9 protein-coding genes are annotated in these 13,175 nt (G+C 69.9%); 2 read left to right on the top strand and 7 right to left on the bottom strand.

Features of this window, described 5'->3' with window-relative positions; all coding sequences use genetic code 11:
• Positions 1-16: 16 nt before the first annotated feature.
• From gatB to E6C70_RS02705, 6 genes are read right to left on the bottom strand one after another with little or no spacing between them, the layout of a single operon-like run.
• Positions 17-1,540 carry an Asp-tRNA(Asn)/Glu-tRNA(Gln) amidotransferase subunit GatB gene (gatB, locus tag E6C70_RS02730; protein ID WP_136422002.1) on the bottom strand — a complete coding sequence of 508 codons (1,524 nt, stop codon included), beginning with the start codon at positions 1,538-1,540 and terminating at the stop codon, positions 17-19.
• The gene (gatA, locus tag E6C70_RS02725; RefSeq protein WP_136422000.1) at positions 1,540-3,069 is read right to left on the bottom strand and encodes an Asp-tRNA(Asn)/Glu-tRNA(Gln) amidotransferase subunit GatA; all 1,530 of its coding nucleotides are present in this window, start codon (positions 3,067-3,069) and stop codon (positions 1,540-1,542) included. The genes gatB and gatA overlap by 1 nt, the downstream gene beginning before the upstream one ends.
• Entirely contained in the window at positions 3,066-3,365 is a 300-nt protein-coding gene (gatC, locus tag E6C70_RS02720) for an Asp-tRNA(Asn)/Glu-tRNA(Gln) amidotransferase subunit GatC (protein ID WP_136421998.1), read from the bottom strand. Before gatC ends, gatA begins: the two co-directional genes overlap by 4 nt.
• A 55-nt stretch (positions 3,366-3,420) precedes the next feature.
• The gene (gene ligA, locus E6C70_RS02715) at positions 3,421-5,691 is read right to left on the bottom strand and encodes an NAD-dependent DNA ligase LigA (protein ID WP_136421996.1); all 2,271 of its coding nucleotides are present in this window, start codon (positions 5,689-5,691) and stop codon (positions 3,421-3,423) included.
• Between the two features lie 40 nt (positions 5,692-5,731).
• Positions 5,732-6,853 carry a tRNA 2-thiouridine(34) synthase MnmA gene (mnmA, locus tag E6C70_RS02710; RefSeq protein WP_136421994.1) on the bottom strand — a complete coding sequence of 374 codons (1,122 nt, stop codon included), beginning with the start codon at positions 6,851-6,853 and terminating at the stop codon, positions 5,732-5,734.
• A 9-nt stretch (positions 6,854-6,862) separates the two neighbouring features.
• Positions 6,863-8,047, bottom strand: a complete 1,185-nt coding sequence (locus tag E6C70_RS02705) for a cysteine desulfurase family protein (protein WP_136421992.1) — start codon at positions 8,045-8,047, stop codon at positions 6,863-6,865.
• A 19-nt stretch (positions 8,048-8,066) separates the two neighbouring features.
• Between E6C70_RS02705 and glgX the strand changes: the two genes are divergently transcribed.
• Together glgX and ybaK are read left to right on the top strand one after the other, a co-directional pair.
• Complete coding sequence (gene glgX / locus E6C70_RS02700) at positions 8,067-10,106, top strand: glycogen debranching protein GlgX (RefSeq protein WP_136421991.1); 2,040 nt, start codon at positions 8,067-8,069, stop codon at positions 10,104-10,106.
• The gene (gene ybaK / locus E6C70_RS02695; protein WP_136421989.1) at positions 10,106-10,603 is read left to right on the top strand and encodes a Cys-tRNA(Pro) deacylase; all 498 of its coding nucleotides are present in this window, start codon (positions 10,106-10,108) and stop codon (positions 10,601-10,603) included. Before glgX ends, ybaK begins: the two co-directional genes overlap by 1 nt.
• Here the strand turns inward: ybaK and glgP are convergent.
• The gene (gene glgP, locus E6C70_RS02690; protein ID WP_136421987.1) at positions 10,584-13,148 is read right to left on the bottom strand and encodes an alpha-glucan family phosphorylase; all 2,565 of its coding nucleotides are present in this window, start codon (positions 13,146-13,148) and stop codon (positions 10,584-10,586) included. The two genes, ybaK and glgP, sit on opposite strands and share 20 nt — an antisense overlap.
• Positions 13,149-13,175 lie beyond the last annotated feature (27 nt).

Below are 13,175 nucleotides of genomic sequence, written 5' to 3'. Positions count from 1 at the left end.
GGGCTGAGCGAGTGCCTCAGGACTCCGTGGCTGCGGCCCGCTCGAGCACGAGTTCGCGCACGCGGGCGGCATCCGCTTGACCCTTCATGGCCTTCATGACGGCACCGATGACCGCGCCGGCCGCCTGAACCTTCCCGTCCTTGATCTTCGCCAGGACATCGGGCTGTGCGGCGAGTGCCTCGTCGATCGCGGCGATCAGTGCGCCGTCATCCGACACCACCGCGAGGCCCCTGGAGGCCACCACCTCGGCCGGGGAGCCCTCCCCGGCGACGACCCCCTCGAGCACCTGTCGGGCGAGACGGTCGGTGAGGGTTCCGTCATCGATGAGGGCGGCCAGCTCGGCGACCTGTGTCGGGGTGACCAGGGAGGCGGCATCGGTTCCGGCTGCGTTCGCGAGGCGGGCGATCTCGCCCGTCCACCACTTGCGTGCCGCCGCGGGGGTGGCTCCCGCCGCGACCGTCTCGGAGACCTCGACCAGAAGGCCGGAGTTGGCGATGTCCTGGAACTCGAGGTCGGAGAAGCCCCACTCCCCCTTCAGCCGGCGACGACGGACGGCCGGGGGTTCCGGCAGCGCCGCGCGCAGCTCGTCGATCAGCTCGGCCGACGGCACGACCGGAAGCAGGTCGGGCTCGGGGAAGTACCGGTAGTCGTCCGCGTCGCTCTTGGGCCGGCCGGCGCTCGTGGTGCCGGTGTCCTCGTGCCAGTGCCTCGTCTCCTGGGTGATGCTTCCGCCGGCGGCGAGGATGGCGGCCTGCCGCTGGATCTCGTAACGCACGGCCCGCTCGACGGAGCGCAGCGAGTTGACGTTCTTGGTCTCGGTGCGGGTGCCCAGCGGTGCGGCCGGCTCACCGGCGGCCGCGCGGGGGCGCAGCGAGACGTTGGCGTCGCAGCGCAGGTTGCCGCGCTCCATGCGCGCGTCGGAGATGCCGAGCGAGACGACGATGTCGCGGATGGTCGAGACGTACGCCTTCGCCAGTTCGGGTGAGGAGTGCTCGGCGCCGTAGATCGGCTTGGTGACGATCTCGACGAGGGGGACACCCGCCCGGTTGTAGTCCACGAGCGAGTACTCGGCGCCCTGGATGCGACCGGTGGATCCGCCGACGTGGGTGAGCTTGCCGGCATCCTCCTCCATATGGGCGCGCTCGATCGGAACGCTCACGACCCGGCCGTCGGAGAGTTCGACGTCGACGGAGCCCTCGAACGCGATGGGCTCGTCGTACTGCGAGATCTGGTAGTTCTTCGGCGTGTCGGGGTAGAAGTAGTTCTTGCGCGCGAACCGGCTGGTCTGCGCGATCGAGCAGCCGAGGGCCAAGCCGAGGCTGATCGAGTAGCGGATCGCCTGGGCGTTGACGACCGGAAGCGAGCCGGGAAGCCCGAGGCAGGTCGGCGTGATGTTCGTGTTGGGCTCCGATCCGAAGACGTTGGGGGCATCGGAGAACATCTTGGTCTTGGTGTTGAGCTCGACGTGCACCTCGAAACCCATCACCGGCTCGAACAGCTCGAGCGCCTGGTCGAAGTCCATCAGTTCTGCGCGGGCCATCAGCGGGCACCTTCCTGGGCGGCGATCAGCTGGGTGAGGTCGGGCGCCTGGTCGAGCAATCGGCCGCCCCACTGCTCCTCGAGCAGTTTCTCAAGGGCGGCGCCGACGGTGTAGAGCCGCGCGTCGGCCCGGGCGGGTGCGAGGAACTGGATGCCGACGGGCAGTCCGTCCTCCGCGGCCAGGCCGGCCGGGAGGGAGATGCCCGGTACACCGGCGAGGTTCGCCGGGATGGTGGCGATGTCGTTGAGGTACATCGCCATGGGGTCGGAGAGCTTCTCGCCGAGCTTGAACGCCGTGGTCGGCGCCGTCGGGGAGGCCAGCACGTCCACGTGGGCGAAGGCGGCGTCGAAGTCGCGCTGGACGAGCGTTCGCACCTTCTGCGCACTGCCGTAGTAGGCGTCGTAGTACCCGGCGGACAGGGCGTAGGTGCCCAGGATGATGCGGCGCTTGACCTCGGAGCCGAACCCGGCGTCGCGGGTGGCCGACATGACGTCCTCGACGGTTCCTCCGCCCTCCGGGGTGACCCGCAGGCCGAAGCGCACCGAGTCGAACTTGGCGAGGTTGCTGGATGCCTCGGCGGGCATAATGAGGTAGTACGCCGAGATCGCGTACTCGAAGTTGGGGGTGTTGACCTCGACGATGTGGGCGCCGGCGCCCTCGAGCAGGTCGAGCGCGGCGTGGAAGCTGTCGAGCACCCCCTGCTGGAAGCCCTCACCGTCGAGCTGGCGGATGACGCCGATGCGGAGGCCATCGACATCCGCGGTGCGCACCGCCTCGGCCATGGACGGCCAGCGGTCGCGCAGCGACGTGGAGTCGTGGTGGTCGTGCTTGCCGATGATGTCGTGCAGCAGCGCTGCATCGAGCACCGTGCGGCTCACGGGTCCGATCTGGTCGAGCGAGGATGCCATCGCTATCGCGCCGTAGCGGCTGACGGCACCGTAGGTGGGCTTCACGCCAACGGTTCCCGTGACGTGAGCGGGCTGGCGAATGGATCCACCGGTGTCGCTGCCGAGCGCGATGGGCGCTTCGAACGCGGCGACGGCCGCGGCCGACCCTCCCCCGGAGCCGCCGGGGATGCGGTCGAGCGCCCACGGGTTGTGGGTGGCGCCGAACGCGGAGTGCTCGGTGCTCGACCCCATGGCGAACTCGTCCATGTTGGTCTTGCCGAGAGGGACCATGCCCGCCTCGCGGACCAGGCGCACCGTCGTCGCGTCGTAGGGGGGGATCCAGCCCTCGAGGATGCGCGAGCCGGCTGTCGTCGGCATGCCTTCGGTGACGAGGACGTCCTTGATGGCGATGGGCACGCCGGCGAGGGGGCCGAGCTTCTCACCCGACGCGCGTCGGCTGTCGACGTCGGCCGCGGCGGCGATCGCGTCGTCCGCGGCCACGTGGAGGAAGGCGTGCACTCCCCCGTCGACGGCGGCGATGCGATCGAGCGAAGCCTGGGTCGCCTCGACCGAGCTGATCTCGTGGGCGGCGAGCCGCTCTCCGAGCTCGGCGGCACTCAGGCGCAGGATGTCGTCGCTCACTGCTCCTCCCCCAGAATCGCCGAGACGCGGAACCGCGACCCGTCGTGGTCGGGCGCTCCGGCGAGGGCCTGCTCGACCGTCAGCGTCTCGCCCACGACGTCGTCACGGAAGACGTTCTCGAGCGGAATCGGGTGGCTCGTGGCCGGCACCTCGGGAGTCGCGACCTCGGTGACCTTGGCGACCGATGCGACGATCTGGTCGAGCTCGGTGGTCAGGCTCGCGATCTCGTCGTCGGTGAGGTCGATGCGGGCGAGGCTGGCGAGATGCGCTACCTGTTCTGCGCTGATTCCGGACATGGTTCTCCGTCGGTATCGATGTGCGGGGGGCTGATTCCAGTCTACCGAGGCACGTTCACGCCGATGTCTCGGCAATCGCGTCCGGCCCGCCGCTCAGCAGGAGCGCGAACTGGGCGGCGTCGATGACGCGCACCCCGAGCTCCTCGGCCTTGGTGAGCTTGGACCCGGCACCAGGCCCTGCCGCCACATAGTCCGTCTTCTTCGACACGCTCGACGCGGCCTTGCCGCCAGCCGCGATGATGGCCTCCAGCGCTCCCTCGCGGGAGAAGCCGTCGAGGGATCCGGTCGCGACGACGGTGAGGCCGGCGAGCACCCCGCCCGTCGTCTCCGCCGCACCCGGGCCGAAGTGGCCGGGTGTGCTGAACTGCACGCCGGCAGCGGCCCACCGATCCACGATGTCCACATGCCAGTCCACCGCGAACCAGTCGATGACGGCGTCGGCGATGATGCCGCCGACTCCCTCCACCTGGGCGAGTTCGTCGCGGCTGGCGGCACGGATGGCGTCGAGCGACCCGAACCAGTCGGCCAGGGCCCGCGCGGCAACCGGCCCGACGTGGCGGATGCTGAGCGAGACCAGGATGCGCCAGAGCGGCTTGGTCTTCGCCTTCTCGATCTCGGACAGGAGCTTGATGGCACTCGCCGACGGCTGCGGACCCGACAGCCCCTCGCGTCGTTCCGACGCGCTCGCATTGCGGGTGAACGGGGTGCGGACGCGCACGGCGCCATCCGCGTCCTCCTTGGGCAGGCCCGTCTCGGCGTCACGAACGACCACCTCGATGGGCGTCAGCTCGTCGACGGAGAGGTCGAACAGGCCCGCCTCGGTGACCAGCGGCGGCACCTCGGGTCGTTGCGGCTGGGTGAGCGCCGCCGCGGAGACCTCGCCGAGGGCCTCGATATCGAGACCGCCGCGCGAGCCGATGTGCTCGACGCGACCGCGTACCTGGGCCGGGCAACTGCGAGCGTTCGGGCAACGCAGATCGATATCGCCCTCCTTGGCGGGAGCCAGCGCGGTGCCGCACTCGGGGCAGTTCGTGGGCATGACGAAGGCGCGTTCCGTGCCGTCGCGGAGCTCCACCACCGGCCCCAGCACCTCGGGGATGACGTCGCCGGCCTTGCGGAGCACGACGGTGTCACCGATCAGCACGCCCTTGGCCTCGACGACATCCTGGTTGTGGAGGGTCGCCTGCCTCACCTCGCTGCCGGCGACCCTCACCTTCTCCATCACCGCGAACGGCGTCGCGCGCCCGGTGCGCCCGACGCTCACGACGATGTCGAGAAGTCTCGTGTTGACCTGCTCCGGCGGGTACTTGTAGGCGATCGCCCAACGCGGCGCTCGGCTGGTCGCTCCGAGTTCGTCGTGCAGGGCGAGCTCGTCGACCTTGACGACGATGCCGTCGATCTCGTGGCTGACGCTGTCGCGGTGCTCTCCGTAGTAGCGGATGAAGTCCGCCGCATCCCCGGCCGTCGGAACGACGCGGTAATAGGGCGACGTGGGCAGTCCCCAGCTCTTGAGAAGCTCGTAGGTCTCCGACTGGGACGCGACGGGCGGGTCGGCCCACGCGCCGATGCCGTGCACCAGCATGCGGAGCCTCGAGAGCCGATCGTGCATCAGAGCGAGCTGCGCCTCCGTCTTGCCCTCGGCCTTCTGCCGCATGGATCCGCTGGCCGCGTTGCGCGGATTGGCGAACACGCGATCGCCGGCGGCGGCCTGCGCGGCGTTGAGCTCGCGGAAGAGTTCAACCGGGAAGAACACCTCGCCGCGCACCTCCACCAGGTCGGGGTGCCCGCTTCCGGCCAGCTTCTCGGGGATGGCCGTGATGTACCGGATGTTCTCGGTGACGTCTTCGCCGACGACGCCGTCACCGCGCGTGGCGGCCGTGACGAGGACTCCTCGCTCGTAGCGGAGGTTGATGGCCAGCCCGTCGATCTTGAGTTCGCAGAGGTAGTCGACGCGGCGACCCGAATCGCGCTCGACCTTGGCCGCCCATGACTCGAACTCCTCGATGGAGAAGACGTTGTCGAGGCTCAGCATCCGTTCCGCGTGCTGCACCGGGTCGAACAGCGTCGAGTCCGCACGCCCTCCGACGGTCAGCGTCGGGCTGTCCTGGCTCTGCACGGCCGGGAAGAGCCGCTCGAGCGCTTCGAGCTCGTGGATGAAGGCGTCGTACTCCTGGTCGGACCAGCGCGCGGCGTCCTGCTCGTAGTACGCATCGCGCGCCTCGAGGATGACACTGGTCAATTCACCGGCTCGATCCGATGCCTGCTCGAGGCTCAGGGCCCCGAGTTGCTCATCGGTGGCGGGCGTCGCGGATGCATCGGAGCTCACGCGTTCAGTCTAGGGACGCCCACCGACACGCCGGGCAAGGTCAGAGGGCGACCGGAACGGCGCTGACCGTCCGATCGATCGTGCATTGCCCGAGCACGCGCGTGCCGACGTAGACGACTGCCGTCTGCCCCGGCGCGACGCCGTTGAGGGGGACGTGCGGCGTGATGACGAGCTCGTCTCCGCCCGTTGGACCGACTGCTACAACGGCGCTCGCGGCAACCGGATCGGCATGTGCGCGGATCTGCACCTCGCACTCGAACGGAGTGCGGGCATCCGCCGGGGCGAGTCCCGCCCAGGTGAACCGCGAGCCAGCGATGAGGGCGATGTCGAGGGCCTCCTTGGGGCCGACGACGACCGTGTTGTCCTTCGGGCGCACCTCGAGGACGAAACGGGGCTTGCCGTCGGCGGCCGGCGTGCCGATCTGCAGGCCGCGGCGCTGTCCGACGGTGAAGGCGTGGGCTCCCTCGTGCGAGCCGACGACGGCGCCGTCGCGGTCGAGGATCTCGCCCGTCTGCGCGCCCACCCGCTCGGCGAGCCAGCCGCGGGTGTCTCCGTCGGGGATGAAGCAGATGTCGTGGCTGTCGGGCTTGCTCGCGACGCTGAACCCACGGGCGGCAGCCTCGGCCCGCACCTCCGCCTTCGCCGGCGTCGCACCGAGCGGGAACATCGCGTGCGCCAACTGGTCGGTGGTGAGCACGCCGAGGACGTAGGACTGGTCCTTCGCCCACGCCGCCGCGCGATGCAGTTCGCGGTTGCCGTCGGCATCCGTCACGATCGATGCGTAGTGGCCGGTGCAGACGGCGTCGAAACCGAGGGCGAGGGCCTTCTCGAGCAGGGCGGCGAACTTGATGCGCTCGTTGCAGCGCATGCAGGGGTTCGGGGTGCGGCCGGCCGAGTACTCGGCGATGAAGTCGTCGACGACATCGGCCTTGAACCGCTCCGAGAAGTCCCAGACGTAGTACGGGATGCCGATGAGGTTCGCCGCACGCTGGGCGTCCATCGAGTCCTCGATGGTGCAGCATCCGCGGGATCCCGTGCGCAGCGTTCCGGGCATGCGGCTCAGCGCCAGGTGCACGCCGACGACGTCGTGTCCGGCGTCGACCGCTCGTGCCGCCGCCACGGCGGAATCGACGCCACCGCTCATGGCCGCAAGAACTCGCATGGCCTGATTCTACGAGAGCCCGGCGCGACGAGCCTGAGCGTGCGCGGAGGGAAGAGCCGCGAGGAACGCATCGACATCGGCATCCGTCGTCGTGCGACCGAGCGTCACGCGCAACGCGGTGCGTGCCGTCGCCTCGTCCCGCCCCATCGCGAGCAGCACGTGAGAGGGCTCGGGGATGCCGGCCTGGCACGCCGATCCCGTCGACACGGCGACACCGGCGGCGTCGAGAAGGAACAGCAGCGAATCCCCCTGTGCGCCGGCGAACGCGAAGTGAGCCGTGCCCGGCAGCCGCGCAGACGCATCATCCACCCCGTTCACGACGACATCGGGAACGGCGGAGCGCACGCCGGCCACGAGACGCTCGCGAAGCAGTCGCACGCGCGAGGCCTCGTCGGCCAATTCGGCGACGGATGCGCGGGCCGCCGCGGCGAAGGACACCGCCGCCGCGACATCCTGCGTTCCGGATCGCACCTGACGTTGCTGCCCGCCACCATGCAGCAGCGGCTCCAGCACGGCCGAGCGGTCGAGCACAAGGGCGCCGACGCCGACCGGACCACCGATCTTGTGCGCCGAAACGCTCAGGGCCACCAGACCCGTCCCGGCGCCGGACTGCGATGCACGACGGACCTGGGCCGCATCCACCGGCACGTGCCCGAAGGCGGCGACCGCGTCGACGTGCAGGGGAACGCCCGCTCGTGCGGCGAGAGCGGCGACCTCCGTCACCGGCTGAAGTGTGCCGACCTCGTTGTTGGCCCAGAGCATGGTCGCGAGCGCGATCGGCTCACCGTCCACGAAGGCCGCTGAAGCGGCTGAGATGTCCACCCGCCCGACCGGGTCGAGCGGCAGCCAGTCGACGGCCGCCCCCTCGTGCCGCTGGAGCCACTCCACCGTGTCGATGGTCGCGTGGTGCTCGCCTCCCGGTACGAGGATGCGACGTCCATTACGAGCCCAGAACAGCCCCTTGATGGCGAGGTTGATGGCTTCCGTGCCCCCACTCGTGAAGATCACCTCGATGGGCGAGCATCCGAGGGACTCGGCGAGCGACTCCCGCGCCTCCTCGAGCACGCGGCGGGCGTTCTGGCCGGAGCTGTGGATCGACGACGGGTTGCCGACCACGGCCGCCGCCTCGACGTAGGCGGCTACGGCCTCGGGTCGCATGGGCGTGGTCGCGGCGTGATCGAGGTAGACCGGCACGCTCACTACTGTAGGACGCATGGCCGCCGCAGATGCTCCGCTCGGACCAGCGGTGGACGCCGATGGTGGCGGCGTGCGGGTGTGGTCCGGGTCGGCCCAGTCGATGCGTCTGGCCGTCTACGATCACACCGACCCGACCTGGGTGGTCGAGACCGTCGACATGACGCGAGATCACGACGACGTCTGGCATGCGCGTTCCGACCGCCTGACGGCCGGCACCGCCTACGCCGTCCAGGCGTCGGGTCCGGCGGGGCCGGCGCACCATTTCGAGCCGCGCCGACCGCTGCTGGATCCGTACGCTCGGGGGCTCGTGCGCGTCGGCTCCAGCTGGCGTAGCGTCGCGGTCGACGAATCGTTCGACTGGAAGGGAGTCGAAGCTCCCCGCACCGCCCTCGATCACACCGTCGTCTACGAGTTGCACGTGCGCGGCTTCTCCAAGCTCAACCCCGCCGTGCCCGCCGAACTGCGCGGCACCTACGCCGGGCTCGGGCATCCCGCGTCCATCGCCGCCCTCACCGACCTCGGCATCACCGCCGTCGAGCTGCTGCCGATCCATGCCTACACCTCGGAGCAGCGCCTCGTGAAGCAGGGGCTGGAGAACTATTGGGGCTACAACACCCTGAGCTTCTTCGCCCCGCACGCCCGCTACGCCACCGCGACCGCCCAGACCGGCGGCCCGACGGCCGTGCTGCGCGAGGTCAAGGAGATGGTGCGTTCACTGCACGCGGCCGGCATCCAGGTGTTCCTCGACGTGGTCTACAACCACACGGCCGAGGAGGGACCGGCGGGTCCTGTCACGAGTTTCCGCGGCATCGACAACCTCGGTTACTACCGCCAGGATGCGAACGGGCGCTACATCGACACGACCGGATGCGGCAATACCCTCGACTTCGGCAGGCCAGCCCCGATCCGTCTGGTGCTGGACTCCCTGCGGTATTGGGCCGAGCAGGTGCACATCGACGGATTCCGGTTCGACCTGGCCGCGACGCTCGGCCGGGGAGCCGATGGGTCATTCGACCCTCGGCATCCGCTCCTGGAGGCGATCCGCACCGATGACGTCCTCTCGACGCGCACGCTCATCGCCGAGCCGTGGGACGTCGGCCCGGACGGCTGGAAGACCGGGGCGTTCGCACCGGGGTGGACGGAATGGAACGACCGCTATCGCGACCGGATGCGCGATTTCTGGCTCGTCGACTTCGCCCGCGCGCGTCGAGCGGGCGGGGCGGGAAGCGGCATCGGTCGGTTCGCGACCCGGCTGGCCGGCTCATCCAACACCTTCTCGCCCGAGCGCGGCCCGCTCGCGTCGCTCAACTTCATCACAGCCCACGACGGCTTCACCCTCGCCGACCTCACGGCGTACGACCGCAAGCACAACGAGGGCAACGGCGAGTCGAATCGGGACGGCAGCGACAACAACTTCTCCTTCAATCACGGAGTCGAGGGTCCGACGAACGATGCTGCCGTGCTCGCGGCGCGTCGACGCGCCATGCGCAATCTGCTCGGCACCCTGCTCCTCTCCGCGGGAGTCCCCATGCTGACGGCCGGCGACGAGTTCGGCCGCTCGCAGCGGGGCAACAACAACGCCTACTGTCACGACAGCGAGCTGACCTGGCTGAGCTGGGACCGCGCGGATTGGCAGCAGGAGCTTCACGCGGTCACCAGGACGCTGCTGCGCCTGCGCCGGGAGAACCCGGCTCTGCGTCCGGTCCGGTTCGGCCGGTTCGGCGAGACCGTGCCCAGCGCCTCTCAGGTCGACTGGTACAACGACGACGGGCTGTCCATGTCGGAGGACGACTGGCGCTCGCCCGACGAGCGCACCCTGCAGTATCTGGCCGCGTCGACACCCGAATTCGAGGAGTTCAACCGCATCCTCCTCGTCATCCATGCCGTGGAGTCCGACTCCTCGGTCACGTTGCCCGAGCACGCCGAGGTGACGGGTTACACGCTGCTCTGGGACTCGGCAGACGACGACATGCGCGGACGGGAGCGGGAGTTCGCGCCCGGCCAGGAACTGCCCGTCGCGGCTGCCTCGATGCAGCTGTTCCGGGCCCACGAGTGATGGCTCGGCATCCGGATGCGCCGGGCACGCCGGCCACCGCCGCGCTCGACGCGGCGGGCATCCCCTTCGTCGGGCACGTCTACCAGCACGACCCCCGCTCGACGAACTTCGGCGAGGAGGCGGCCGAGAAGCTCGGCGTCGACCCCGACCGGGTGTTCAAGACCCTCGTGGCGGAGGTGGCCGGCTCGCTCGTGGTCGGCGTCGTTCCGGTCACCGCCATGCTCGACCTGAGAGCGCTGGCCGTCGCGGCGGGGGGCGGCAAGGCGACGCTCGCCGACCCGCGCCTCGCCGAGCGAAGGAGCGGCTACGTGGTCGGGGGCATCTCCCCCATCGGCCAGAAGACCCCACTGCGCACGGTGGTCGACGAGACGGCCATCCTGTTCGAGACGGTGCTGGTCTCCGGGGGTCGGCGCGGTTTCGACATCGAGCTCGCCCCCGACGACCTCTGTGCGGCGACGGGGGCTGTCTACGCGCCCATCAGTGCGCGACGGCGATGAGCCCCAGGTCGGCCGGCGAGGCGAGCAACGCGTTCTTCGGCAGCACCCGCACCGAATAGCCGAACCCGCCCGCACGCGCCAGGTTCACGGTGCCGGTGAACACCGTCGCCGAACCGGCCGCCGAGCTGCCCGTGGTGGGCTCCAGCGCCTGGACGGCCGTGTCCACGAGCAGTCCGTCCTCTCCGCTGCGACCGTAGACCGCCTCGACGGAGACGTCCTCTGGCGCGAGGCCGCCGAGCTCGACGTGGGCGCGGAGGTGGAGTTCGTCGCCCACCTGAGGGACGGAGGCGACCCCACCTGACTCGACATGCGACACCGACACGCGGGGCCACGCCTCGACGACGCGGGCTCGCCACGCCGCGAGCTCGCGGCCGGCTTCGAAGTGCGACGCGCTGAGCGCTGCCTCGGCCAAGGCCGCGGGTCGGTAGAGGTCCTCGGTGTACTGCCGCACCATGCGCTCGGCCGACAACTCCGAGGAGTAGACCGCGAGGGTGTGACGGATCGAGGAGATCCAGCGGCGAGGCAGGCCGTCCTGGTCGCGATCGTAGAACCGGGGGGCGATCTCGTGCTCGATGAGGTCGTAGAGCGCCTCCGCCTCGCGCCGGTCGCGCTCCTCGGGATCGGACGAGTCGGATGACGGGATGGCCCAGCCGTTCTCACCGTCGAAGTACTCGTCCCACCAGCCGTCGAGGATGGACAGGTTGAGCACGCCGTTGAGGGCGGCCTTCATGCCCGACGTGCCGCAGGCCTCGAGCGGTCGCAGGGGGTTGTTGAGCCAGACATCCGTGCCCGGATACAGCGTCTGAGCCATGCCGATGTCGTAATCGGGCAGGAACACCAGGCGTCCGCGGACGTCGGGCTCCGCTGCGAACTGGACGAGCTCCTGGATGAGCCTCTTGCCCTCGTCGTCGGCGGGATGCGACTTGCCGGCGACGACGATCTGCACGGGTCGGGCCGGATCGGTCAGCAGGGAACGCAGCCGTTCGCGGTCGTGCAACATGAGCGTCAACCGCTTGTAGGTGGGAACACGCCGGGCGAAGCCGATGGTGAGCACGTCAGGGTCGAGGATCTCGCCGATCCAACTCGGCATCCCGCCCGACGGATTCTGTCCGCGCCATGACCGCGCGGTCCGCGCGCGTGCGTCCGCGACGAGCCCGGCGCGCATCGTCGAACGGGCACCCCACAGGTCGAAGTCGCTCACGGCGTCGTAGTTGGCCCAATCGACGCGCGCGGTGTCAGCCGTGCCGAAGACGCGCTCGGCGAGGTCCTGCAGCAACGGATCGGTCCAGGTCGGCGCATGCACACCGTTGGTGACCGAGCCGATCGGCACGTCGTCCACGTCGAATCCCGGCCACAGTCCCGAGAACATCGCGCGGCTCACGCGACCGTGGAGCTTCGAAACGCCGTTGGCGCGCTGCGCGAGCCGCAGGCCCATGACGGCCATGTTGAACACGCCCGCCGTTCCGCCGGGATACGTCTCGGCGCCCAGGGCGAGAACATCGGATGCCTGCACACCCGGCAGCAGTCCGGTGTCGAAGTACCGCTCCACGAGCGAGGAGTCGAAGCGGTCGATGCCGGCAGGCACGGGCGTGTGGGTGGTGAACACTGTTCCGGCACGGACGACCTCGAGTGCCTCGGCGAACAGCAACCCCTCGCCGATGAGGTCGGCGATGCGCTCGAGGCCGAGGAACCCCGCATGGCCCTCGTTGGTGTGGAACACCTGCGGCTCGCTCGATCCGGTCAGCTCCGCCCAGGCGCAGACGGCGCGCACTCCGCCGATGCCGAGCAGGATCTCCTGGAGGAGCCGATGCTCTCCCCCGCCGCCATAGAGACGGTCGGTGATCTGGCGGAGCTCATCGGTGTTCTCGGGGATGTCGGTGTCGAGCAGCAGGAGTCGCACGCGGCCGACCTCGGCCTGCCAGATGCGCGCGTGCAGGGTGCGATCGCCGGGCAACGCGAGCGAGATCTGCACCGGCGAGCGGTCGGGATTGCGCAGGATGGACAGCGGCAGCCCGTCGGGGTCGAGGGTCGGGTAGCTCTCCAGTTGCCATCCGTCAGCCGAGATGGACTGGCTGAAGTAGCCCGCCTTGTAGAACAGGCCGACGGCGACGAGCGGCACGCCGAGGTCGGATGCGGCCTTGAGGTGGTCCCCGGCGAGGATCCCGAGTCCGCCGGAGTACTGCGGCAGCGCTGCGGCGATGCCGAACTCCGGCGAGAAGTACGCGATGCGCTCCGGCTTGTCTCCCTCGAGGCCCTGGTACCAGCGCGGCTCATCCAGGTAGGAGCGCAACTCGTCGCGGAGGCGCCAGGCCTCGTCGACGTAGCCGTCGTCGGTGGCGAGCTCGTCGAGACGTTCGCGGCCCACCTCGCCGAGAAGGGCTATCGGGTCGTGCCCCACGCTCTGCCAGACGGCGGGATCGATGCGCTCGAACAGGCGCCGGGTGGGCTCGTGCCACGACCAGCGCAGGTTGGCGGCGAGCGGTTCGAGCGCGGAGAGCCGCTCGGGCAGGACGGCACGGACGGTGAACTTGCGGATGGCCTTCACCCGACCCACCCTAGGGTCATCGCATGA

The organism is Orlajensenia flava (assembly GCF_004801905.1).
GTDB lineage: Bacteria > Actinomycetota > Actinomycetes > Actinomycetales > Microbacteriaceae > Orlajensenia > Orlajensenia flava.
The sequence above is the reverse complement of the archived record's forward strand: the minus strand, read 5'-3'. Positions and strand labels throughout refer to the sequence as shown.